General features: G+C 63.5%; 28 protein-coding genes. 7 read left to right on the forward strand and 21 right to left on the reverse strand.

What is annotated here, in order from left to right; all coding sequences use genetic code 11:
* The first annotated feature begins 138 nt into the window (after positions 1–138).
* Positions 139–2,082 carry an acetate--CoA ligase gene (gene acs, locus AC6JBC_RS00255; protein ID WP_498024729.1) on the forward strand — a complete coding sequence of 648 codons (1,944 nt, stop codon included), beginning with the start codon at positions 139–141 and terminating at the stop codon, positions 2,080–2,082.
* 25 nt (positions 2,083–2,107) lie between these two features.
* Complete coding sequence (locus tag AC6JBC_RS00260) at positions 2,108–2,623, forward strand: cytochrome b (protein WP_498024731.1); 516 nt, start codon at positions 2,108–2,110, stop codon at positions 2,621–2,623.
* Positions 2,624–2,969: 346 nt separating this feature from the next.
* On the opposite strand, the gene AC6JBC_RS00265 is transcribed toward AC6JBC_RS00260, so the two are convergent.
* On the reverse strand, positions 2,970–4,178 hold the full coding sequence (locus AC6JBC_RS00265) for an FAD-dependent monooxygenase (RefSeq protein ID WP_498024733.1): 1,209 nt from the start codon (positions 4,176–4,178) through the stop codon (positions 2,970–2,972).
* Positions 4,179–4,306: 128 nt separating this feature from the next.
* Positions 4,307–5,398: a branched-chain amino acid aminotransferase gene (locus AC6JBC_RS00270; protein ID WP_498024734.1), complete on the reverse strand. Its 1,092-nt coding sequence runs from the start codon at positions 5,396–5,398 to the stop codon at positions 4,307–4,309.
* A gap of 158 nt (positions 5,399–5,556) precedes the next feature.
* Between AC6JBC_RS00270 and AC6JBC_RS00275 the strand changes: the two genes are divergently transcribed.
* Together AC6JBC_RS00275 and AC6JBC_RS00280 are read left to right on the forward strand one after the other, a co-directional pair.
* Positions 5,557–6,570 (forward strand): threonine aldolase family protein, encoded by a 1,014-nt coding sequence (locus AC6JBC_RS00275; protein WP_498024736.1) that lies wholly within the window; start codon positions 5,557–5,559, stop codon positions 6,568–6,570.
* Positions 6,567–7,469 (forward strand): DMT family transporter, encoded by a 903-nt coding sequence (locus AC6JBC_RS00280; protein ID WP_498024737.1) that lies wholly within the window; start codon positions 6,567–6,569, stop codon positions 7,467–7,469. The genes AC6JBC_RS00275 and AC6JBC_RS00280 overlap by 4 nt, the downstream gene beginning before the upstream one ends.
* A gap of 128 nt (positions 7,470–7,597) precedes the next feature.
* Here the strand turns inward: AC6JBC_RS00280 and AC6JBC_RS00285 are convergent, their stop codons facing one another.
* From AC6JBC_RS00285 to AC6JBC_RS00340, 12 genes are all read right to left on the reverse strand, one after another.
* Positions 7,598–7,753: a hypothetical protein gene (locus AC6JBC_RS00285; protein WP_498024738.1), complete on the reverse strand. Its 156-nt coding sequence runs from the start codon at positions 7,751–7,753 to the stop codon at positions 7,598–7,600.
* Between the two features lie 82 nt (positions 7,754–7,835).
* A complete protein-coding gene (locus AC6JBC_RS00290) occupies positions 7,836–8,642 on the reverse strand; it encodes a Rossmann-fold NAD(P)-binding domain-containing protein (protein WP_498025966.1) in 807 nt (268 codons plus the stop codon).
* Between the two features lie 18 nt (positions 8,643–8,660).
* Positions 8,661–9,023 (reverse strand): HesB/IscA family protein, encoded by a 363-nt coding sequence (locus AC6JBC_RS00295; protein ID WP_196225027.1) that lies wholly within the window; start codon positions 9,021–9,023, stop codon positions 8,661–8,663.
* Between the two features lie 108 nt (positions 9,024–9,131).
* On the reverse strand, positions 9,132–9,611 hold the full coding sequence (locus AC6JBC_RS00300) for an SUF system Fe-S cluster assembly protein (protein WP_498024740.1): 480 nt from the start codon (positions 9,609–9,611) through the stop codon (positions 9,132–9,134).
* A complete protein-coding gene (locus tag AC6JBC_RS00305; protein ID WP_498024741.1) occupies positions 9,604–10,836 on the reverse strand; it encodes a cysteine desulfurase in 1,233 nt (410 codons plus the stop codon). Before AC6JBC_RS00305 ends, AC6JBC_RS00300 begins: the two co-directional genes overlap by 8 nt.
* On the reverse strand, positions 10,833–11,585 hold the full coding sequence (locus tag AC6JBC_RS00310; RefSeq protein ID WP_498024742.1) for a SufD family Fe-S cluster assembly protein: 753 nt from the start codon (positions 11,583–11,585) through the stop codon (positions 10,833–10,835). Before AC6JBC_RS00310 ends, AC6JBC_RS00305 begins: the two co-directional genes overlap by 4 nt.
* Positions 11,582–12,328: a Fe-S cluster assembly ATPase SufC gene (gene sufC, locus AC6JBC_RS00315; protein ID WP_196225023.1), complete on the reverse strand. Its 747-nt coding sequence runs from the start codon at positions 12,326–12,328 to the stop codon at positions 11,582–11,584. The genes AC6JBC_RS00310 and sufC overlap by 4 nt, the downstream gene beginning before the upstream one ends.
* A gap of 3 nt (positions 12,329–12,331) precedes the next feature.
* Positions 12,332–12,787 carry a hypothetical protein gene (locus AC6JBC_RS00320; RefSeq protein ID WP_498024743.1) on the reverse strand — a complete coding sequence of 152 codons (456 nt, stop codon included), beginning with the start codon at positions 12,785–12,787 and terminating at the stop codon, positions 12,332–12,334.
* Positions 12,784–13,164 (reverse strand): endonuclease domain-containing protein, encoded by a 381-nt coding sequence (locus AC6JBC_RS00325; RefSeq protein WP_498024744.1) that lies wholly within the window; start codon positions 13,162–13,164, stop codon positions 12,784–12,786. The genes AC6JBC_RS00320 and AC6JBC_RS00325 overlap by 4 nt, the downstream gene beginning before the upstream one ends.
* Positions 13,165–13,283: 119 nt before the next feature.
* Positions 13,284–14,768, reverse strand: a complete 1,485-nt coding sequence (sufB, locus tag AC6JBC_RS00330; protein WP_498024745.1) for a Fe-S cluster assembly protein SufB — start codon at positions 14,766–14,768, stop codon at positions 13,284–13,286.
* Positions 14,769–14,781: 13 nt separating this feature from the next.
* Complete coding sequence (locus tag AC6JBC_RS00335) at positions 14,782–15,192, reverse strand: RrF2 family transcriptional regulator (RefSeq protein WP_449470695.1); 411 nt, start codon at positions 15,190–15,192, stop codon at positions 14,782–14,784.
* Positions 15,193–15,305: 113 nt separating this feature from the next.
* Complete coding sequence (locus AC6JBC_RS00340; RefSeq protein WP_498024746.1) at positions 15,306–16,250, reverse strand: helix-turn-helix domain-containing protein; 945 nt, start codon at positions 16,248–16,250, stop codon at positions 15,306–15,308.
* Between the two features lie 342 nt (positions 16,251–16,592).
* Here AC6JBC_RS00340 and AC6JBC_RS00345 point away from each other — a divergent pair, with 342 nt between their 5' ends.
* Positions 16,593–17,642: a quinone-dependent dihydroorotate dehydrogenase gene (locus AC6JBC_RS00345; RefSeq protein ID WP_498024748.1), complete on the forward strand. Its 1,050-nt coding sequence runs from the start codon at positions 16,593–16,595 to the stop codon at positions 17,640–17,642.
* 45 nt (positions 17,643–17,687) lie between these two features.
* Positions 17,688–19,388 carry a gamma-glutamyltransferase gene (ggt, locus tag AC6JBC_RS00350; protein WP_498024749.1) on the forward strand — a complete coding sequence of 567 codons (1,701 nt, stop codon included), beginning with the start codon at positions 17,688–17,690 and terminating at the stop codon, positions 19,386–19,388.
* A 112-nt stretch (positions 19,389–19,500) separates the two neighbouring features.
* Here the strand turns inward: ggt and AC6JBC_RS00355 are convergent, their stop codons facing one another.
* From AC6JBC_RS00355 to pspA, 7 genes are all read right to left on the reverse strand, one after another.
* On the reverse strand, positions 19,501–19,995 hold the full coding sequence (locus AC6JBC_RS00355) for a hypothetical protein (protein ID WP_498024750.1): 495 nt from the start codon (positions 19,993–19,995) through the stop codon (positions 19,501–19,503).
* Between the two features lie 67 nt (positions 19,996–20,062).
* Entirely contained in the window at positions 20,063–20,485 is a 423-nt protein-coding gene (locus AC6JBC_RS00360; RefSeq protein WP_498024751.1) for a SufE family protein, read from the reverse strand.
* A 36-nt stretch (positions 20,486–20,521) separates the two neighbouring features.
* Positions 20,522–20,749 carry a hypothetical protein gene (locus AC6JBC_RS00365; protein ID WP_498024752.1) on the reverse strand — a complete coding sequence of 76 codons (228 nt, stop codon included), beginning with the start codon at positions 20,747–20,749 and terminating at the stop codon, positions 20,522–20,524.
* An 11-nt stretch (positions 20,750–20,760) separates the two neighbouring features.
* The gene (locus AC6JBC_RS00370; RefSeq protein ID WP_498024754.1) at positions 20,761–21,012 is read right to left on the reverse strand and encodes a hypothetical protein; all 252 of its coding nucleotides are present in this window, start codon (positions 21,010–21,012) and stop codon (positions 20,761–20,763) included.
* Positions 21,013–21,036: 24 nt separating this feature from the next.
* On the reverse strand, positions 21,037–21,417 hold the full coding sequence (pspC, locus tag AC6JBC_RS00375; protein ID WP_498024755.1) for an envelope stress response membrane protein PspC: 381 nt from the start codon (positions 21,415–21,417) through the stop codon (positions 21,037–21,039).
* 1 nt (position 21,418) lies between these two features.
* Positions 21,419–21,715, reverse strand: a complete 297-nt coding sequence (gene pspB / locus AC6JBC_RS00380) for an envelope stress response membrane protein PspB (protein ID WP_498024756.1) — start codon at positions 21,713–21,715, stop codon at positions 21,419–21,421.
* Positions 21,716–21,718: 3 nt separating this feature from the next.
* Positions 21,719–22,387: a phage shock protein PspA gene (gene pspA, locus AC6JBC_RS00385; RefSeq protein WP_498024758.1), complete on the reverse strand. Its 669-nt coding sequence runs from the start codon at positions 22,385–22,387 to the stop codon at positions 21,719–21,721.
* A gap of 147 nt (positions 22,388–22,534) precedes the next feature.
* Between pspA and pspF the strand changes: the two genes are divergently transcribed.
* Entirely contained in the window at positions 22,535–23,539 is a 1,005-nt protein-coding gene (gene pspF / locus AC6JBC_RS00390; protein ID WP_498024759.1) for a phage shock protein operon transcriptional activator, read from the forward strand.
* The last annotated feature ends 3 nt before the right edge of the window (positions 23,540–23,542 follow it).

Raw genomic sequence — 23,542 nt, forward strand, 5'->3', positions numbered from 1 at the left:
AAAGCGGCAAATTGGGTGGCCCCTGCTTTAATGCGCGGCGCAAATGGTGGAAACTTTGGCGGCACCGGAACGATCCGGGCTTCCGATGATCGCCTCTACCCTCTAGAGGGGCAGGCAACACACAGGAAAGGATACTCGATGTCTGACGATTTTTTCCCGGTATCCAAGGAATGGGCCACTTCGGCGCTGCTCGACCGGGATGGGCGTGAGGCAGATTATCAGCGGTCGATCAAAGAGCCGGAATCCTACTGGCTGGAGCGCGCAAAGCGCCTGGATTGGCTGACTTTCCCCAGCAAAACCGACGAGAGCAGCTTCAACGAAGCGGATTTCGGCGTGAAATGGTTCGCCGACGGGGTTCTCAACGTCAGCGCCAACTGCATCGACCGGCACCTTGCCGAGCGGGGCGACCAGATGGCAATCATCTGGGAACCGGACTCGCCGGATGACGAGCCCCGCCGCTACACCTATGCACAGGTGCATGAGGAAGTCTGCCGCTTCGCCAATGTGCTGAAAGCTGCGGGCGCGAAGAAGGGCGACCGCGTCACCGTCTATCTGCCGATGATTCCGGAGGCGGCGTTCGCCCTGCTCGCCTGCGCGCGGATCGGCGCGATCCATTCGGTCGTCTTTGGCGGCTTCTCGCCCGAGGCGCTGGCAGGGCGGATCATCGATTGCGATTCCAACATCGTCATCACCGCCGACGAAGGCCGCCGCGCGGGCAGACAAGTGCCGCTCAAGGCCAATGTCGATGCCGCGCTCAAGGATTGCCCGAGCGTCAAAAAGGTCGTGGTGGTACAGGCGACCGGCGGCGCCGTCACCATGCAGGAAGGCCGCGACCTGTGGCTGCATGAGGAAGCCGCCAAGGTCCCCGCCGACTGCGCGCCTGAGCCAATGAACGCGGAAGACCCGCTCTTCATCCTCTACACCTCGGGTTCGACCGGCAAGCCCAAGGGCGTGCTGCACACGACCGGCGGCTATCTGCTGTGGGCGAGCCTCACCCATGAGCTTTGCTTCGATTATCGCCCCGGTGACATATACTGGTGCGCGGCCGACATCGGCTGGGTCACGGGGCACAGCTATATCGTCTATGGCCCGCTGGCGAACGGCGCGACGACGCTGATGTATGAGGGCGTGCCCAACTATCCGACCCCAAGCCGCATCTGGGAAGTGGTGGACCGGCATCAGGTTCAGACGATCTTCACCGCGCCCACGGCGCTCCGCGCGCTGATGAAGGAGGGCGACGAGTTCGTGACCCGCACCAGCCGCACATCGCTGCGCCTGCTGGGCACCGTGGGCGAGCCGATCAATCCCGAGGCATGGCGCTGGTATCATCATGTCGTGGGCGAGGATCGCTGCCCGATCATCGACACTTGGTGGCAAACGGAGACGGGCGCCGCGATGATCGCGCCGATGCCGGGTGCGACGGACCTGAAGCCGGGTTCGGCGACGCTGCCGATGCCGGGCGTGATCCCGCAGATCGTCGATAGCGAGGGGAGGGTGCAGGAAGGCGCGGCGGAGGGCAATCTGGTCATCGCCGGAAGCTGGCCGGGCCAGATGCGCACCGTCTGGGGCGATCATGAGCGCTTCTTCCAGACCTATTTCACGACCTTCCCCGGCAAATACACGACTGGCGACGGCGCGCGGCGCGATGCGGACGGATATTACTGGATCACCGGGCGCGTCGATGACGTCATCAACGTGTCCGGCCACCGCATGGGCACGGCCGAGGTGGAGAGCGCGCTGGTGCTGCACGAAGCGGTCGCTGAAGCGGCGGTGGTTGGCATGCCCCATGACATCAAGGGTCAGGGCATCTACGCCTATGTCACGCTGAACAGCGGCGAGGAGCCGAGCGAAGAGTTGCGCAAGGCGCTGGTCGCCTGGGTCCGCACCGAGATCGGACCGATCGCGACCCCGGACGTCATCCAGTTCGCGCCCGGCCTGCCCAAGACCCGATCGGGCAAGATCATGCGCCGCATCCTGCGCAAGATTGCAGAGGGCGAAGTATCGGCACAGGCTCTGGGCGACACAAGCACCCTTGCCGATCCTTCCGTCGTCGATAATCTGGTCGCCAACCGTAACGGATAAAGCGCCCAAGGATCAGGAGACGCCGGTGGAACGTTACAGTTTGGTTGCCCGCACGTTGCATTGGATCATGGCGACCCTGATCCTATTCAACCTGTGGCTGGGACTGGCGCATGAGTCCCTGCCCCGCGATTGGCAGGTGATGCCGGTGCACAAGTCGGTTGGCCTCACCGTGCTGGCGCTGGCGATCCTTCGCCTCGGCTGGCGCCTGACCCACCGGCAAACACCCCTGCCCGAGGGTTTGCCCGCCTGGGAAAGGCTGGCCGCGAAGGTCACGCATTACACCTTCTATACGTTCATGCTGCTGGTGCCGCTGACCGGCTGGATCATGAGTTCGGCGGGGAAATGGCCGCTCAACTGGTTCTTCCTGTTCGATGTGCCGAAGTTCGCGGTGACGAAGGATGACGCGATCGTTGGCTTTTCCGCGGAGGCGCATGAGATATTCGCCTTTGCCTGGATCGCGCTCCTCGTCCTGCACGTCGCGGCGGCGCTGCGCCATCATTTCATCCTGAAGGATGACGTGCTGCGGCGGATGTTGGGGTAAGCCTGTTTTCAACATCGGGTTGAAATTCAAGGATACCGGCGCTACATTAGTCAGGCAAATGTCACGGGCGTCTTGCCTTCGATGATAAGAGCCCCCGCCACGGCAATGGCGGGGGCTCAATCGTTTGGAGGGGCGCGGCAACGCCCCTCCGCCCGACGCACACCTATTTGGAGCGCGAAACCTCCACGATCTTGAGGACCAAGGTCGCAAAGGCGATCATCACTCCAAGAGCGATGCACGCATCTGCAAATGACACTTGCTTACTTCTCCTTCGAGGCGCGGCAAAATCACCGCACCGGAGCCCTTTAGAAGGAGAAGGTTGCCGTGGCTATTAAGGCTTTTGATTTCAAACCATTTCCCCGATCAGCAGCTTGGGCAGCGCGCCGGATTCGCCGCGTGCCTCCGCCATGAAGCGGTTCTTGAGCATGGGCGTGCGCTGCACGGCGGCGAGGCCGAAGCGGCGGATGGCTGAGGGGATGCGACCGGGAACGTCGAACAGCCGGACAAGTCCGTCCATGGCGACGCTGACGGACATCGCGTCCAGCCCGCGCCAACGCTGGTAGCGTGCCATCAGCTGCGCGTCGCCCGGATCAAGGCCAAGGCGCATGCCGTCGACCAGCACTTCCACCAGCGCCGCGACGTCGCGGAAGCCGAGGTTGAGGCCCTGCCCGGCGATCGGATGGATCGCATGAGCGCTATCGCCGACCAGCGCCAGCCGGGTATCGGTGATCCGCGCGGCATGGTGGAAGCCCAGCGGATAGCTGGAGCGCGGCCCGGCGAGCGATATTTCGCCAAGAAAACCGCCCATGCGCTTCTGCGCTTCGGCGAGCCATGCCCGCTCGGACAATTTCAGCATCACCGGCGCCTGATCGGTCGGCACGGTCCACACGATTGCCGATCGCGTGCCCGGCAGCATCGGCAGCAGTGCAAAGGGGCCGCCGGGATAGAAAATCTCATAGGCGGTGTTGGCGTGCGGCACCTCATGATCGATCGCCGTCACCATGGCGGTGTGCTTATACTGCCAGCGCGTGGTGCGGATGCCCGCAGCTTCGCGCGTCGGGCTGTTCCGGCCCTCGGCGGCCACCAGAAGCGCGCCGTGCAAAACCTGCCCACTGGCGAGCGTCAGGCTGACGCCATCGGCATTGCGATCGACATGGATGGCGCGGTCTGGCTGGAAGCGGGTCAGATTTTCCGCTTTCTCCGCTGCCTGAGCCAGGGCGACGCGCAGGTCGCGATTGGGGAACATGATTCCCATGACCCCATCGTCGGCATCGGGCGCGAAGTCGAGCGCACCTGGCTCCAGCCCGTCGCTGACCCAGATGCGGTCGATGGGGCAGCCCTTCCCTTCCAGCAATGCGGCAACACCGATCGCGGACAGCATCGCATGGCTGGTCGAGGAAATGGCAGACACGCGCCCGTCGAACCCGACAGCGCTGGTCTCCACCGGATCGGCGGGATCGATGACGGCGCAACGCACCCCATGACCGGAAAGTGCGATGCCCAGGGTCAGCCCGACAAGGCCCCCGCCCAAGATGACGACGTCAAAACGTTGCATGGGCTTCTTCTAGGCGCTGTGCGCGGAGTTGGGAAGCCACAGGAACTCTCATAGGACGCGCTCCTGCGCAGGCAGGAGGCCAGTTCAACGGCGCGGCTGGGCTCCTGCCTGCGCAGGAGCACATAAAATTAAAGCTTGCGCACCCAGCCTGCCGGGTCGGCCACCGTCCCGCGCTGAATGCCGGTCAACTCGGCGCGCAGGGCTTCGGTCACGATGCCGCCATCGCCATTGCCGATGGTGAAGTCGCCATCGACGCTTTTCACCGTGCCGATCGCCGTCACGACCGCCGCCGTGCCGCAGGCGAACGCCTCACGCAGCTTGCCGCTGGCCGCATCGTTACGCCACTGCGCGAAGCTATAGGGTTCCTCGCGCACATCATGCCCTTTGGCGCGGGCGAGGGTGATGATGCTATTGCGGGTGATGCCGGGCAGGATCGTGCCCGACAGCGGCGGGGTGACGATCGATCCGTCATCCATCACGAAGAAGACGTTCATGCCGCCCAGTTCCTCGACCCACTTATGTTCGGCAGCGTCGAGGAAGACGACCTGATCGCAGCCATGCTTCGTCGCTTCGGACTGGGCTACCAGGCTCGCGGCATAATTGCCGCCGCACTTGGCAGCGCCCGTGCCGCCCTTTGCCGCGCGGGTAAAATGTTCTGACACCCAGAGCGTTACGGCCTTCTTGCCGCCCTTGAAATAGGCGCCTGCGGGCGAGGCGATGACGCAGAAGATATATTCGGCCGCCGGGCGGACGCCCAGAAAGCTTTCGCTCGCGAACATGAAAGGGCGCAGATAGAGGCTCCCTTCGCCGCTGGGGATCCAATCGGCGTCGATCTTCACCAATTCCTCGACCGCTTCCATGAAGATATCTTCGGGCAGGACGGGCATAGCCATGCGTTCCGCCGATTCGGCGAAGCGGCGGGCATTTTCCTCCGGCCGGAACATGGCGATGCTGCCATCCTCAAGCCGGTAAGCCTTCATGCCTTCGAAGATTTCTTGCGCATAATGCAAAACGGCGCAGGCAGGATCGAGCTGGAACGGCTCGCGCGGGCCGATGGCATGGCTGTGCCATCCTTTCCCCTCGGTATAGCGGATGGTCACCATATGATCGGTGAACAGGCGGCCAAAGCCGGGATCCTCCAGCAATAGCGCGCGCCGGTCAGCCGCCACAGCCTTGCTGCTCGGGTTGACGGTAAAGCGCGACTTCTGCTGGACGTCCATGATCAATGCTCCTCTAGTAGGACCGGCCGCCTATGTCACAAACGGCTGGCCGAAACAATGGGTCATGATTACTGACCAATTTGTTCCGGTTTCGAAAGGGCCGCTCGCCACCCGCTGGCATCTTGGCGGCGGGCCGCGGCGCGCTTATGCCCTCAACCATGCACTTCTTTTCGGACAATGCGACCCCGGTCTGCCCGCAAGTGACGGCTGCGATGGCGGCGGCTGATCTGGCTGACCACGGCTATGATGGCGACGCGTGGAGCGCGCGGATGGATGGCGCCTTTTCGGACCTGTTCGGCACCTCGGTTCGGGCACTGTGGGTGGCGACCGGCACGGCGGCGAACAGCATCGCGCTTGCCTGCCTTTGCCCACCCTATGGCGGCATCCTCTGCCATGAAGAATCGCACATCATGGTCGATGAGTGCGGGGCGCCGGGCTTTTACACCCACGGCGCCAGCCTGATGAGTTTGCCGGGAGATGGCGCGAAGCTTTCGCCTGACACGCTGATCGAACGATTACAGGTGATCCGCCCGGACGTGCACCAGATTCCGGCCCGTGCGATCAGCATCACTCAGGCGAGCGAATATGGCCGCGTCTATATGCCGGAAGAGGTCGCCGCGATCGGAGATGTGGCACGGGGCCATGATCTTGGCCTGCACATGGACGGCGCCCGCTTTGCCAATGCCGTGGCGCATCTGGGCTGCCATCCGGGTGATGTGTCTTGGCGGGCTGGCGTCGATGTGCTGACCTTCGGCTGCGTCAAGAATGGCGGTATGGTGGGCGAAGCGCTGCTCTTCTTCGGGCCACAGGCGGATGCGCGTGCGGCCGAAGCGGCACGATGGCGCAAGCGCGGCGGGCATCTGCTGTCCAAAGGTCGCTATCTTGCCGCGCAGATATTGGCGATGCTGGAGGATGACCTGTGGCTGACCAACGCCCGCGCCGCCAACGCCGCCTCTGCCGCTCTGGCCGGGGCGGTCCCGGATCGGCTGCTCCACGCCGTAGAGGCCAATGAGTTGTTCATCCGCCTCTCTCCTGCTGAGGCCAAAGGCTTACGCGCGCAAGGCTTCGATTTTTACGACTGGGGCGAAGGGGCTGCGCGTCTCGTTACCAACTGGGCGCAGGATGCCGCAGCGGTCCAGCCACTCGCCGACGCTCTTAAGGCTCTGGGATGAGTGGAACGTCCGAGGCGCGGGGCGGCGTCATCCTGCCCTTCCTGTTGGTCACGCTAATCTGGAGTTCGACCTGGATCGTCATTCGCGATCAGCTGGGCGCGGTGCCGCCGAGCTGGTCGGTCTGCTACCGCTTTCTGCTGGGCGCGGCGGGCATGGCGCTGTTCGCAATGATCCGCCGAGTGCCCCTGCGTCTCCCACCGGCGGGGATAGCCTTTGCGGGCGCATTGGGCGTGGCGCAGTTCGTGCTCAACTTCAATTTCGTCTATCGGGCAGAACATTATCTGACCTCCGGCGTGGTCGCGACGGTCTATGCGCTTCTGCTGATTCCTAACAGCATCATTGCCTGGTTCGCCTTTCGCCAGCCGGTCAGCCGCGCCTTCGTCCTGGGGTCGCTGGTGGCGATTGCGGGGATCATGCTATTGCTACTGCGCGAATATCGCGCGGCCCCGGTGTCTGCCGAGGCCGTGCTGGTCGGCATCGCGCTCAGCGTCGCGGGATTGCTCAGCGCGTCCAGCGCGAACGTGATGCAAGGGATGCAGATCGCGCGCCGCTTGCCGATGGCGGCGGTGCTCACCTGGGGGATGTTGATCGGCAGCGCAGTTGATGGGGCCTATGCCTGGGCGACCGTAGGTCCGCCGGTGATCGAATGGCGCGCCGGTTATCTGTTCGGCATAGCCTGGCTGGGCATTGCGGGGTCGGTGGTGACCTTCCCGCTCTATTTCCAGCTGATCCAGCGGGTCGGGCCGGGGCGGGCAGCCTATAGCAGCGTACTTATTCCCGTTATCGCCATGCTGATTTCCACGCTGTTCGAGGATTATCGCTGGTCGACGCTGAGTGCGGTGGGCGCGCTGCTGGCGGTGGCTGGCATGGTGATCGCGCTGCGGGCGAAGACGGCGTAGGGCCGTTTTATCATCCCAACCGTTCGGGCTGAGCCTGTAGAAGCCCCTCCCTTCTCCAAGAACAAGTGGAACCCTTCGACAGGCTCAGGGGGAATGGGAGGGAAGCGACTTGCTTCCCGATCGACGCCTTACCGGCGAACCCCCGGCTCATAATGACGCTTCGCGGCATTTACACGGTCGATCAGGCTGGCGAGCGATTGAGGCGCGGAATTGGCGGTTTCGGGCATCGCCAAGCGGCTCATGCGCTGGCTGAGCGCGGCGAAGTTGCGGTCGATCCGTTCCATGGGGAGAAGTCCTTGGCGTAAACTGTCGGACCATCCATGGGGCGCTTTGGTTAACGCCGCGTAAGCGATGCGGCGACCTGAGTCATTCCGCAGCGGCGAGGCAGGCGGCAAGGCCCTCGCGATAGGTGGGGTAGCGTGGCGCCCAGCCCAGCAGGCGCTTGGCTCGGCCGTTCGCCACCCGCCGATTTTCCGCATAGAAGGACAGCGCCATGGGCGACAGTTGCGCCTCCTCCAGCGTCAGCAGCGGCGGCAGCGGTGCGCCCAGCATGGCGCAGGCCGCCTCGATCAAGCGATTTTGCGCGCAGGGCAGGTCGTCGGCCAGATTATAGGTGCCCGGCGGCCCGTCGAAGGAGGCGATGATGCCGCTTACGATGTCATCGACATGGGCGCGGCTGAAAATCTGATCGGGCAGGTTGATCCGGTGCGCCTTGCCTTCGCGCACACGCTCTATCGCGGAACGGCCGGGACCGTAAATGCCGGGCAGGCGGAAACAGCGCATATCCTGGCGAAGCGCGCGCCAGTCGCTGTCCGCCTGAACCCGCGCGGCGCGGCGGCCCGAGCCGATGGGGCTCGCTTCGTCCACCCATGCTCCTGCAGCGTCCCCGTAAACGCCGGTCGAGGAGAGATAGCCGATCCAGAGCGCCGGGGCGGCAGCGATCGCCGCGCCATAGCGGGTGAGGACCGGGTCGGCCTCGCCTTCCGGAGGGACGGAGGAGAGGATGTGGGTTGCCTGGGCGATGCTGGCGCGCACGGCATCGTCGTTATCGAAGGCTATTGCCTCGGCATCAGAAACCCGGCGCACGCCTGTCACCTCCCATCCCTCGCCGCGCAGTCGGGCGGCGAGGCGGGATGCGGTGTAGCCCATGCCAAGGATCAGCATGTGGGGGATGGCGGAGTCCCTCCCGAACTAGACCGTGAAGCTTTCGCCGCAGCCGCAGCTGCCCTTGGCATTGGGATTGTTGAAGACGAACCCAGCCGTGAAGTCATCCTCCACCCAGTCCATCGTCGATCCGACGAGATAGAGAACCGACGCGCCGTCAATGTAGAAGGTGCCGCCCGGCGTTTCGATCTTTTCGTCGAACTTCGCTTCCTCGGTCACATAATCGACCGAATAGGCAAGGCCCGAGCAGCCCCGGCGAGGCGTGGACAGCTTGACGCCGATAGCTCCCTCGGGCGCCTGGCGCATCAGGTCGGCGATGCGCGCTTCCGCATTCGGCGTCAGGATGACAGCGGCGGGCCGGGCACGGGTCTTGGTGGTCGTCTCGGTCATTCTTCGTTCTCCTCCCCTCCCGCTGGCGGGAGGGTCAGGGTTCCGCGCGAAGCTCGCTGCGCTCGCGCCCACCCCTTGGTCCCCTCCCGCTTGCGGGAGGGGAGATGGTTAGAGCATCCCTAGTTCGAGCTTGGCCTCGTCGCTCATCTTCTGCGGGTCCCATGGCGGGTCCCAAACCAGATTGACCTGCGCATCACCGACGCCCGGCACAGCGCCGACACGCAGTTCGACTTCACCCGGCATGGATTCGGCCACCGGGCAATGCGGCGTGGTGAGCGTCATCGTGACGACGACATGGCCGTCCTCGGTAACGTCAACGCCGTAGATCAGGCCGAGGTCATAGATGTTCACCGGGATTTCCGGGTCGTAAATCTCCTTCAGCGCGTCGATGACACCATCATAGAGGCTGCCGCCCGGCTCACCGAGAGGCGTCTGCGCAGGCTTCTGTGCGAGGAAGCCGTCAAGATAGTCGCGCTGGCGCGGAGCGGCATCCGCCGCTGCCTCCTCCACGCGCGCCTTGGGCAGTGCGTCCACAGCGTCCACCTCTTCCACCAGAATTTGCCGTTCTCCGGAATTTGCCTCAGTCATTGGCGAAGATCTTCCTCACTCGCTCCAAGCCTTTGACAAGGGCATCGACATCGCCCTCATCGCTATAGATGCCAAAACTGGCCCGCGCCGTCGCTTCGACGCCCAGATGGCGCATCAGCGGCTGGGCACAATGATGCCCGGCGCGGATCGCAACACCCGTTTCATCCAATATGGTGCCGACATCATGCGGATGCACCCCCTCGACTTCGAAGGAGAGGATGCCCGCGCTGTCCTCCGGGCCAAAAACGCGCACGCTGTTCAGGCTCTCCAGCGCCGCCCGCGCCTTGGCCACCAGCATGCATTCATGGGCGTGGATCGCGTCCAGCCCGATTGCCTGCACATAGTCGATCGCGGCGGACAGGCCGACAACACCGGTGATGTGCGGCGTCCCCGCCTCGAACCGGGTTGGCGCGGGGGCGTAGGTGGTCTTTTCGAAGGTCACCTTGTCGATCATCGACCCACCACCCTGATAGGGCGGCATGGCGTCGAGCAACTCCTTGCGGCCCCACAGCACGCCGATGCCGGTCGGGCCGTAAAGCTTATGCGCGGAAAAGACGTAGAAATCACAACCGAGCGCCTGCACCTCCACGGCAAGGCGGGGTACGGCCTGACAGCCGTCGATCAGGATTTTGGCGCCAACGCTGTGCGCGATGTCAACCGCGCGGCGAACGTCAAGCACGCTGCCCAACACGTTAGACACATGGGCCAGCGCGACCATCTTGTGCGCGGGCGTGATCATCGCCTGCATGGCGTCCAGATCGATCTGGCCGTCGGCGGTGAGCGGCACGACGTCGATGTGCGCGCCCACGCGTTCGGCCACGATCTGCCAGGGGACGATGTTGCTATGATGCTCTAGCATCGACAGCAGGATACGATCGCCCGCCTTCAGCTGCGTTCCGGCCCAGCTGTGCGCGACGAGGTTGATGCCCTCGGTCGCGCCACGGACGTAGACGATTTCGCTATCGGATGCCGCGCCGATGAATTGAGCCACCTTGCGGCGGGCGGCTTCATAGGCGAGCGTCATGTTGGCGGAGCGTTCATAGACGCCGCGATGGACGGTCGCATAATCGGGGCCATAGGCGCGCGCGATGGCGTCGATGACAGCGTTGGGCTTCTGCGCGGTGGCGGCGCTGTCGAGATAATGCCAGCTGCCGACACCGGGGAAGTCGTCCCGCAACTGCAAACCTCCGCTCGCTTCAAGCGGCTGTTGGGCCTGGTCGGTCATACCAGCGTCTCCAGCTTGGCGAGCGCGGCGGCTTCGAGGCTGTCCTTAACTGCCTCATCTGCCACATCATCGAATACCCCGGCGACGAAGGCTTTCAGCAGCAGCGTCTTGGCGGTCGCCGGGTCCATGCCCCGGCTCGCCATGTAGAAGAGCGCCTGGCGGTCCAGTTCACCCACGGTCGCACCATGGGCGCATTTCACGTCGTCGGCGTAGATTTCGAGCTCCGGCTTGGCATTGGCCGTGGCGGTGCGGTCGAGCAGCATCGCCTTTATCGACTGGAAAGCGTCCGTCCGCTGCGCATCACGCGCGACATTGATGGAGCCGAGATAGCTGCCCGTTGCGCGCTGGCCAAGGATCGAGCGGATCGTCTGCCCGCTGGTCGCGTCCGGCTCGGCATGGGTGACTTTGGTGATGATCTCCAGCACCTGATCCCCGCCGCCGATGATCGCGCCGTTGAGTTCAAAATGGCTCCCCTTGCCCAGCGTGACCGCTAAGGTCACGCGGCCCAGCTTGCCGCCGATGTTCAGCACATGGAAGTCGCAGCGCGCGCCGTCCGCGATGGTGATGACATAATCATGCACCGCCGCCGCGCCCTCGCCCGCATCCTGCAACAGATGGTGGCGCGACGTTTGTCCGGCCGCGACATCGATCCGCGTCGGCGCGGGCGTCGGCCAGACGGTCGCGAGCGCCTCAAGGTCGCTGTAACGCCATTCTTCCGCCTTGCGCGTGGGAAGGGTGAGCGTCGTCACGCCGCAACCACCTCCGCATAGCCTTCGCGCTCCAGTTCCAGCGCGAGTTCGGGGCCGCCCGACTTCACGATCCGGCCGCCAGCCAACACATGGACATAGTCCGGCTTCACATAATCGAGCAGGCGCTGATAGTGGGTGATCAGCAACACCGCCTTGTCAGGCTTGCGCATGATGGCGTTGATACCCGCGCCAACGATCTTGAGCGCGTCGATATCCAGGCCGGAGTCGGTCTCGTCCAAGATCGCCAGCTTAGGATCGAGGATGCCCATCTGCACCATTTCGGCGCGCTTCTTCTCGCCGCCCGAAAAGCCGACATTCACTGGACGCTTCAGCATCTCCATATCGAGGCCGAGCAGCGCCGCCTTTTCCTTGGCGAGCTTGATGAACTCGCCGCCGTTCAGTTCCTTCTCTCCGCGCGCGCGGCGCTGCGAATTGAGGCTTTCGCGCAGGAACTGCAGATTGGACACGCCGGGGATTTCGACCGGGTACTGGAAGCCCAGGAACAGGCCGGCAGCGGCGCGCTCATGCGGGTCCATGCTGAACAAGTTCACACCGTCCAGAGAGGCCGTGCCGCCAGTGACTTCATAGTTCGGACGGCCTCCGAGCGTGTAGGCCAGCGTGGATTTGCCCGCGCCATTCGGCCCCATGATCGCATGAATTTCCCCCGCCTTGATGGAAAGCGAGAGGCCTTTCAGGATCGCCTTGCCGTCGATTTCGTTGGTCAGGTTCTCAATCGTCAGCATTGGTTATCCCTTATGCGCGCGCTGAAGCGTCCGCGCGGTCCAGAAGGCCATGTCGCGCACGTCCCCCGGCGCGGGAAACAGCGTGTCGATATGGCGCTTGATCGGCATATAGGGCCACCAGTCAGCGCCAGGCTCGGGCGATCCCTTTTCCAGCAGGCCGGTCACGAACTCCGTCACCGGTCCCATGCGGGCGAGGTTGGGCGCCTTCGCCTTGTGGAAAGCCTTGTCGGTCCTCAGCTTCTCGGTGAAGGCAACGTCGCCCTTCTCCAGCGCGGCGCGGCATTCGGCCTGATAGGCGTCGAGGTCGCCGAAATCCTTGGCGGCGCGGGTTTGAAGCTCGCCCTCTTCCAGCTCATAATCCTCGGTCAGGATGCGGATCGCAGCGGTCCATGACTGGCCGTTGGTCACATCCTCCGCGAAATCAGCGAGGGCATCCTGGATATCGTCTTCGTCGCTCAACTTGTTTGTCCTTGAGAGTGGGAAAGCCCCTCCCCTTCAGGGGAGGAGTTGGGGTGGGGGCTGGCCCAACGATCCGGCGCTTGTTCGAGCGCGCGAAGGATCGTTTCGCAAACCCCGTCGATATTACGCATCACGTCTTGATTGGTGATGTGGATGATCCGGTAACCCATTTCCCGGAGGGCTGCGTCGCGTCGATCGTCGGAATTTGCGACATGGGTATCGCCATCAACCTCAACAACCAGCGCCTTTTGCGGGCAGAGAAAATCAACAATGAACGGCCCAATCACGGACTGGCGACGGAATTTATATCCGCCGAGTTTCGAGCGCGAGAGCTTTCCCCACAGGCGCTTCTCCGGCTCGGTCGGCTCACGGCGCATCTCACGCGCGAACCCCGCCAACTGATCAAGGGGCCCAGCCGATAGCCCCCACCCCCGGCCCCTCCCCTGAAGGGGAGGGGAGTTGAGGCGTGCGGCTTGGTCGAGAGGCGTCAAATTCCTCAACCGACGCTGCCCTCCAGCGAAATCCCCAACAACTTCTGCGCCTCGACGGCGAACTCCATCGGCAGCTGTTGCAGCACTTCCTTGGCGAACCCATTCACGATCAGCGACACGGCGCTTTCCTGATCCAGCCCGCGCTGCATCGCGTAGAATAGCTGGTCGTCGCTGATCTTGCTGGTCGTCGCCTCATGTTCGATCTGCGCGCTCGGGTTGCGCACCTCGATATAGGGCACGGTATGCGCGCCGCATTGATCGCCCAGCAGCAGGCTGTCGCACTGGGTGAAGTTGCGCACGCCCTCCGCGCCCGGCGCCACGCGCACAAGGCCGCGATAAGTATTGTTCGAACGACCTGCGCTGATCCCCTTCGACACGATGGTCGATCGCGACCCCTTGCCATTGTGGATCATCTTGGTGCCGGTGTCGGCCTGCTGCAAATTGTTGGTCAGCGCGACCGAGTAGAACTCGCCCACGCTATTCTCGCCGTTCAGCACGCAGCTGGGATATTTCCACGTGATCGCGGAGCCGGTTTCGACCTGCGTCCAACTGACCTTGCTGTTCCGCCCCTGACAGAGCGCCCGCTTGGTCACGAAATTATAGATACCGCCCTTGCCGTTCTCATCGCCGGGATACCAGTTCTGGACGGTCGAATATTTGATCTCCGCATCATCCAGCGCAACCAGCTCGACCACGGCCGCGTGCAGCTGATTCTCGTCGCGCATCGGCGCGGTGCAGCCTTCGAGATAGGAGACATAGCTCCCCTCATCCGCCACGATCAGGGTGCGTTCGAACTGCCCGGTATTTTCCGCGTTGATGCGAAAATAGGTGGAAAGCTCCATCGGGCAGCGCACGCCCTTGGGGATGTAGACGAACGTCCCATCCGAAAAGACCGCGCAATTGAGTGTGGCGAAATAATTGTCATGCATCGGCACGACTTTGCCCAGCCACTTCTTCACCAGCTCTGGATACTCACGCACCGCCTCGCTGATGGAACGGAAGATGACGCCCGCTTCCTCCAGTTCCTTGCGGAAGGTGGTGGCGACCGACACGGAATCGAACACCGCGTCGACAGCGACCTTGCGGCTGCCCTTTACCCCGGCCAGCATCTCCTGCTCGGCGATGGGGATGCCCAGCTTCTGATAGGTGGCGAGGATTTCGGGATCGACTTCATCCAGCGACTCCAGCTCCGCCTTCTTCTTGGGCTCGGCGTAATAATAGGCGTCCTGATAGTCGATCGGCGGGATGTTGAGCTTGGCCCAATCGGGCGATTCCATCTTCTGCCACATGGCAAAGGCCTTCAGCCGCCACTCCAGCAGCCATTCCGGCTCCTTCTTCTTGGCGGAAATGAAGCGTACCGTATCTTCGTTCAGGCCTTTGGGTGCAAAATCCTGCTCGATGGCGGAAGACCAGCCATGCTCATAGGCAGAGGCGCGCTCGGCGGCCTCATGCGCTTCCTGATTGCGGACGGTGGTAGCTTCTTCGGTCATGCCATTTCTCGTGTCAGGCCAATTCTCGGGTCAAACTGGCGATCGTCACCCCGGCCAAAGCCGACCGGATCGCATTGTTCGCGACATTCATGTGCGGGCGCACGCGGCAGCCATGTTCCAGCGTGCAATCATGGGCGCCCTGTTCGGCACAGGCGGTCATGGCGATCGGCCCTTCCACCGCTTCCACGACATCCACCAAGGTGATGGCCGCCGCAGGTCGCGCGAGCCGCACGCCGCCGCCCGTTCCGCGGCTCGATTCCAGCAGCCCCGCAGCCGAGAGACGGCTCACCAGCTTTTGCGCGGTGGGCAGCGGGATACCGGTTTCGCTGGCAAGCGTGGTCGCGTTCATCTTTGCCGCTCCGCAATGACGCGCAGCGGCCGACATCAGCACCACGGCATAATCTGCGAAACTAGAAAGCCTCATTCTGGCCAAGCGTCCCGGTTGCGAACCATTCTCAAATCGGATCGAATCAATCCGATTGCGCATGTGGTCGCGCGGGCGCGTGGAATCAAGCCATTTCTATAAGGCTGCTCGTCTCAGCTGAAACGGTTCAGCACCGCCACGTCCCCACCCAGCGAGCGCCGTAGCAGGGTAAGCTGTGCCACGGCCGTCGGTTCCGTCTGCAACTGGTGCGGGGTCAATCCGATGAAATGCTTGATCTCACGAATGAAGTGCGACTGGTCGTAGAAGCGGCCATCCTCGCACAATTCCTGCCAGCTATGCTGGTCCAGCGCGATCCGCGCACTGCATCGCAGCGCCCGATATTTCCGCGCCAGCAGCTTGGGCGGGCAGCCATAATAGCGGTTGGTGAGCCGGGCGAGCTGGCGCGGTGACAAGCCGGTTCGCTCCACCAACGCTTCGATCCGGGGCGATCCTTCCCCCATCAGCCATGCGTCTATGGATTCCAGCAATTGCCAGGTCGAAATAGGCAAGGGTTTCACCAATTGTCCCAGAACCGACCAGCAGTGGGCAGCTATGGCCTCCGGGTCATGCATGGTGGCCAGGCTGGCCTGAAGCGCGGCCATCGCTCCCTTTTTCTCAGGGGCCATGTCTCGTACACGATCGGCAAGCGCGCTGGCGTCGCCACCGTCCAGACTGACCCACCCGGCCGGGAGCAACGACACGCCGACGACGCAGGCAGGTCCATCCAGTTCAAACCGCGTCGCGCCGAGGGTCGGGCCTAGCAGGCATATATCCGGCGTGGCCTCCACCGTTCCATCATGGAAATGATAGCTGCCCGTGCCTTGCGCCATGAACCGTAACTGGGGAACATCGGCACGCGTCACGTCGAGATAACGGTCAACGCTTTGGGTGAAGAGGTAAACTGACCCGAAATAGGCGCGCAGATGTTCAGGGGGCGCGAAATAGCTTAGATGAACCGGACCCTGAGCCGCTTCCACCATATAGGAAAGCGACGGCTCTGCGTCCTTTTCCTTTTTATCTGGCACCCCCCCGGGTGCGCTGTCGCGATGCGGCCCCATATTCACCCCACCAGTGCAGTATGAAGCTTCTTTGCGCCTGCGCAAGAGCGATACTAAGGAAACAAACGATTTTTCCGAAACGCTTCGAAAAAAAATGACCCGGCGGTTTTACTCGCCGGGCCAGTAAAAGGTCTCGTCAGCCAATATTGGCCAAGAGCCTTCGGGTCGCAGGACTTTCATAAGTCCGAATCGGACTCTGTTGATTGGATGAATCGGACATCTCGCGGCTCGAATCGGGACTAATATGAATGATTTTGCAGCAGAAATTATCGTTATCGATCAACTGTTGCGCTATTATCACAGCGACTCGACGGCGGCCGACGGCAATGGCATAGGCGCCCCATGTCTTACCGCCTTGTCCGCCCGCTTTTCTTCGCGCTCGATGCAGAACGCGCGCATCATCTTTCGGTCATGCTTCTCCGCTTGATGCCCGCTTCCCCCCCACCCGCACCGGACGCCGCACTGGCACAGACGGTAGCGGGCATCCGCTTTCCCAATCCTATCGGATTGGCTGCCGGCTATGACAAGGAAGGACTCGTTGCGCATAAGATGCATGGCCTCGGCTTTGGGTTTACCGAACTGGGAACGCTCACCCCAATGCCGCAGGCGGGTAATCCAAAGCCTCGCCTGTTCCGTCTTGTCGAAGATCGCGCCGTCATCAACCGCATGGGTTTCAACAATGGCGGCCTCGCCGCGGCCGCCGAACGCATCGCCAAGCGCCGCCGTCCTGCTGGCGATGGGGCTGCGCCGATCGTCGGCATTAATATCGGCGCGAACAAGGACGCGGCCGACCGCATCGCCGACTATGTGACGGGCGTGACCTGCATGGCGCCGCTTGCCGATTATCTGACGGTCAACATCTCCTCCCCCAACACGCCAGGACTGCGCGCCTTGCAGGACAGGGCAGCGCTGGACCAGTTGCTGGGCGCCGTCATGACCGCGCGCGGGACAGATTCCACGCCCATCTTTCTGAAGGTCGCGCCCGATCTGGAGCCCGTCGACGTCGATGATATCGCCGCCGCCTGCCTCGACCATGGCGTCGATGCGCTGATCGTCTCCAACACGACCATCTCCCGGCCGCCGCTCCGATCGGCCCACGCCAGTGAAAGCGGCGGCCTGTCAGGCGCGCCGCTCACCGATCTTTCGCTTCAGCGGCTGCGCGATTTCCGCCGGATATTGGGCACGCGCCTGCCGCTGATCGGCGTTGGCGGCATCGGCTCCGCCGAACAGGCCTATGCCCGGCTGCGCGCCGGGGCCAGCCTCATCCAGCTCTACAGCGCGCTCGTCTATGAAGGTCCGTATCTCGCCAAGCGGATCAACGCGGGATTGAAAAGGCTGATGGCCCGCGACGGCTTCACCCATATCGGCCAGGTGATCGGCATCGACGCCTGATCTGGAGGGCTTGCGGCGGCGGGGGCGCACGATAGGGTAGGCCGCATGATGCCCCGCCTTGCCGGCCTGCTGGCCCCCGTCCTCCTCGCCTTCCTGCCTGCCGCCCCCCTCGCGGCGCGCGAGCCCGTTGCGCTCAATGCCACCGTTTCCGCCGCCGATCCGCGCGCTGCGGCCGCAGGGCAGGAAATCCTGCGTCAGGGCGGCAGCGCGACCGACGCCGCGATCGCCATGATGCTCGCCCTCAACGTGGTCGAACCGCATAATAGCGGAATCGGCGGCGGCGGCTTCCTGATGCATCATGATGGCGAGACGGGGGTGCTGGAGTCGATCGACGGGCGCGAGACCGCCCCGGCAGCGGCACGGCCCGACCGGTTCATCGGATCGGACGGCCAGCCCCTTGCCTTCCGCTCCGCCTGGCCCGGCGGCTATTCCGTCGGCGTCCCCGGCAACCTCCGCCTCGCATGGGAAGCGCATCGCAAATGGGGCAAGCTGCCATGGGCGGCGCTGTTCGCGCCCGCGATCCGGCTGGCCGAGGATGGCTTTGAGGTGCGTCAGCGGCTCGACACCGCCATGAAGGCGGTCGCCCCCATCTGGCCCGAATTCCCCGAGATCCAGAAATATTTCTGGGTGAACGGTGCCCCCGCGCCGATCGGCACGACCCTTAAAAATCCTCCGCTCGCCGCCCTGTTCCGGCGGATTGCGGCGGAAGGGCCGGACGCCTTTTACAAGGGCGAGACCGCACGGGCGATCGCCAGCACAGTCACCAACGCGCCCAAAAATCCCGTGCCGATGACGGAGGCCGATATCGCCTCCTATCAGGTGAAGGCGCGCAAGCCGGTCTGCGGCCCGTATCGCGGCTACAGCATCTGCGGCATGGGTCCGGTTTCGTCAGGCGGCATCACCGTCCTGCAAATCCTGGGCATGGTCGAACGCTTCCCGCTGGCGCAATGGGGCAAGGATGATCCGCGTTCCTGGCATGTCATCGGTGAAGCCATGCGCCTCGCCTATGCCGACCGCGACACCTGGCTAGGCGACCCCGAATTCGTGTCCGTGCCGATCGCGGGCCTGATCGACCCGGCCTATCTCAAGAAGCGATCGGCGCTCATCGCGCTTGGCCGCACCCTCAAAGACTATAGCCGGGGCAGCCCGCCGGGTGCCGAGTCCCGGACTACGGCGCTGCCCCAGCCGGAAAGCGGCACCAGCCATTTCGTGGCAATCGACCGGGGTGGCGATATCGCGGCATGGACGTCTACCATCGAAAGCTTCTTTGGCAGTCAGTTGATCGCCGATGGCGTCATCCTCAACAATGAACTGACCGATTTCAGCTTTACGCCCGAAAGGAACGGCGCGCCCGTGGCAAACAGGGTGGAACCGGGCAAGCGGCCGCTCTCCTCCATGTCCCCGACGATCGTCTATGACAGGAAAGGAACGCCGGTCTTCACCGTTGGCGCGGCGGGCGGGCGGACGATTATCATGCAGGTGACGAAGGCGCTGATCGCTCATTTGGACTGGGGCCTGTCCGCACAGGATTCCATCGCGCTGGGCCTTGAATTTTTCGACGCCAACGGCCTCGTGCTGGAACAGGGCACCACGCTAGAAGCCATGAAGGCCTCGCTCGAATCCTGGGGCCATAAGGTCACAGTCGCCCCCATGGGCCTCAAAGCCAACGCCGCCGAACGCACCCCCGACGGCCATTGGCTTGGCGCGGCCGACCCGAGAAGCCCGGGCGTCTCGCTGCAGGAGTAACAGTCCCCTAAATACCGTCACCCCAGCGACCGCTGGGGTCTCAGGCCAAATTGCGCGCCCTCTCCCGAGATCCCAGCTTCCGCTGGGATGACAGCAGTGTTTTGCACTCACCTCACTTCTTCAAGTCCAACCCCGCCACCCGAAATTCAAACGGAAATGTCTTCTCCTTCGGCCCCACCACCAGATTGACTTTCACCACCTTGCTCCGCTTGATCGCCTCATCGGCCTTCGCGGCAGGCAGCACCTCTATCCCGTCCTTATTCTCGGTCATCCGCCCACGCCAATCATGGCTCTTGCCATCATCGGTCATCGCCGTGACGCGGCAGTCGGACAGGTCGCAGCTGAAGGGCGCGCCGACCAGCTTCACGGTCACGTCCGTGCCGCCTTCCGGCATCGGCTGCACCAGCAGCACCGAAAATGTGTCCTCGGCCGTCATGGTCTGCACGCTGTTCGCGCTGCCAATATAGGCGACCTTGGGCTTCCCGCCCTCGCCGCCTTCATATTTCCACTGCTGACCGATCTGCTCGCGCTGGGTCGGACCTTCCTTATCGCCGCCCGAGCAGCCCGCCAGCAGGCTGACCGCCGCCAGCGCCCATAGGCTCCGCATCGCGCTTCTCCTCTTCGTCCGTTTCGCTCTCGCAAGGAGAACGCGCGGATGTCAGCAGGTTTCCCGCTTAGCTATAGCGCTCCGCCGTCTGCCGGATGAGCGCGATCATGTTGGGAATGCCCTGTGTCCGGTTGGAGCTGAGCTGGTTCTTAAGGTCGAAGGGCGCCAGCGCCCCCTCGATATCCGCCGCGCCGATTCCAGCTGGCATCTGGTCCTGCACGGTCAGCAGGACCAGCGCGATGATCCCCTTGGTGATCGCCGCATTGCTATCCGCCAGGAAATGCAGCCGCCCATCGTCGCGCACGGTCGGATAGACCCAGACCGCCGCCGAACAGCCGCGCACCAGTGTGGCATCGGTCTTCAGCGCGTCGGGCATCGGCTCCAGCGCGCGCCCAAGGTCGATCAGCAGCCGGTAACGGTCATCGGCGTCGAGGAATTCATATTCTTCCTGAAGATCGGCAAGGGCGGGCGCATCGGTCATATCCCGCATATAGGGGGAAAAGCGGCGCGCGAAAGCCGCTTTTCCTTAAAGATCCACACCTGCCGCGATGGCCTCCAGCTTGCGGATACGCTCTTTCAGATCCGCGACCTCGATCCGGGCGCTGGCGGTGGGCGGCCCTGCATCCGGCCGCGCCAGTTCCGCGCGCTTCAGCGCAAGCCAACCGCTCCAGCCACGCAAAGCCGCCACCGCAACGATCGCCAGCCCCAGCAGGCTGCTCAGCGCCGTGATCAGGATGGAAAGGGGCTCCTGCATATCGTCCCTCCTCAGTCGCGCTCCCGCAACTTGTCGAACTCGCGTTCCAGCGCGCTTGTGCTGTCGGTCGCCAGCCGTTCGAGCACCGCCACGCGATCCTTCAGCGCCTTCACCTCCGCGCGTAGCCGTTCGGCTTCGGGATCGGGTCCGCGCTGGACAAACTCCTTGCCCCGATGGCGGCGCACAATGCCATATTTGGCGCGTACGATGCTTGCCACGGCGGCAATGGCAACGATCGCGACCACCATTTCAAAAGGATTCATGGACTTGGCCTCCCTCTCCACGCCTCAGCGCAGGCTGTCGATCTCTTCCGCCAGTCTCGTGTTGCGGCTGGTGTAGAATGTCTCGATGTCCGCCAGCCGCCGGTCGATGTCCCGGAACTTCGACCGCACGTCGCGCGCCGACCGCGCCGGATTGGTCCGCACGCCCTGCCAGAATTTCTCGTCATCCCGGTCGGTATAAAGGCCCAGCGGCTTGTTCTCGCCAAAATAGGCGACCGCGAAATAGGCGATCAGCGACCAGGGAAAGGCGCCCATCAGCGTCACCAGCACCGCGCCCACGCGGACCCAGGTCACGTCGACGCCCGTATAATCGGCGATGCCTGCGCATACGCCCATCCATTTGCCATTCTGCTTGTCGAGGTAGAATTTGGTGCGGCGGGCTGCCATGTCAGTTCCTCCGGTCGAGATTTTGGTGGTCGAGATTTGGGCGATCGAAATCATAAGCGTCGTCGGGCGTCGGGCGCGCCGGGCGAAAATCGGGATTGTCGGCGGCAACGATCCGCTCGACCGTCTGCAACCGGTCCTCCAGCCGCCGCGCGAGCAGATGCAGATCGTCCAGCAACCGCTCATCCTCATCGGTGATCTTGGGCGCCTGCTTCCACTTGGTCGTATAATGCAGGATCAGCCACGGCATGCCGATGAACAACATGCCGCAGATCATGATCGGCAGAAACACATCCTCCATGCGTCACGCTCCCCTGTTCATGCCGGCTTTCATCGCGGCGAGCTCGGCATCGACCTTGTCGGCCGCCTGAAGCTCGGCAATCTCTTCCTCCAGCGTCTTCTGACCCTGGCCCAGGCTCAGCGCGTCCGCCCGCCCTTCGGCCATATCGACGCGGCGCTCCAATATGTCGAAACGGGCGAAGGCCTCATTCACCTTCTCCCCGGCATAGGCTTCGCGCATGCGCACCCGATTTTGCGCGCTTTCCATCCGGCTGACCAGACCGTTCTGCCGCGTCCGGGCTTCGAGCAGCTTCGCCTGCAGCTTGGCGATATCTTCCTCAGAAGCCTTCAGCGCCTCGTCCAGCACCTCGATCTCGTGGGACAGCTGCTCTGCCATGTCGGCCGCCTTCTGCTTTTCCACCAGCGCCGCCTTGGCCAGGTCCTCGCGGTCCTTGCTGAGCGCCAGTTGCGCTTTTTCCGTCCAGCTTTCCTGCAAGCCCTGCAGCTTGCCGATATGGCGGCGCATCTCCTTCTGGTCGGCGATGGTGCGGGCGGCGGACGCGCGCACCTCGACCAGCGTTTCCTCCATCTCCAGGATGATCATGCGGATCATCTTTGCCGGGTCTTCCGCCCGGTCGAGCAGGTCGGTGACATTGGCGGCAATGATGTCGCGCGTGCGAGAAAAAATACCCATCGAAACTACGATCCTTCCGTTCAACGGCTTTGCCCGTCCTTTGCAGAAGCCGTGCCAATTTGCGGAACCGCCGGATTTCCGCCCCTCCGCAACCTCGAACATCGATTAATCTTGCCAATAAGTGGTAATTTTCACCATAAGTTGGAAATGGAACGAAACAGCCAGTTCATCGGCCAGTCGCTGCCCTTCCTCGACGCGGTCGAGCAGGCGGGGCGCGCGGCCGAACTCGATCGCCCGACCCTGGTCGTTGGGGAGCGCGGCACCGGCAAGGAACTGATCGCCGAACGCCTCCATCGCCTCTCGCCGCGCTGGGGCGAACCGCTCATCGTCATGAATTGCGCCGCGCTGCCCGAAACACTGATCGAAGCCGAACTGTTCGGCCATGAACAGGGCGCCTTCACCGGCGCCACCCGCGCCCGCGCCGGGCGGTTCGAGGAAGCAAACGGCGGCACGCTGTTCCTTGACGAATTGGCGACCCTGTCCATGGCCGCGCAGGAAAGGCTGCTGCGCGTCATCGAATATGGCGAAGTCACCCGCATCGGCGCCTCGCGCCCGATGACCGTGGACGTCCGCATCGTCGCCGCCACCAACGAAGACCTGCCCCTGCTGGCCGAAACCGGCCGCTTCCGCGCGGACCTGCTCGACCGGCTGAGTTTTGAAGTCATTACCCTGCCACCGCTCCGCGCCCGCGAAGGCGACGTGGCGGTGCTCGCCGATCATTTCGGCCGTCGCATGGCCGCTGAGCTGGGACGGCCGCAATGGCCCGGCTTCACCCCCGATTGCCTCGCTGCAATGGAAGCTCACCCCTGGCCGGGCAATGTGCGCGAGCTGCGTAATGTCGTGGAGCGGGCAGTCTATCGCTGGGAAGAGCCTTCACGCCCGGTCGGCCGGATCATATTCAACCCCTTTGCCTCCCCATGGAAGCCACAGGCAGAGGCCTCCTCCACCGAAGCCATGGCTGAACCATCAGGCTACAGATTTGACGGGATAACCAGCCTCAAGGCCGCCATGCAGGAACATGAAGCCGCGATCATCCGGCACGCGCTCGAACGCCACCGCTTCAATCAACGCGCGACCGCCAAGGCGCTCGGGCTAAGCTACGACCAGCTTCGGCACTGCCTGAAGAAGCATCAGCTCGGCCCGGAACGATAAAGC

The organism is Sphingobium sp. RC1 (assembly GCF_059738765.1).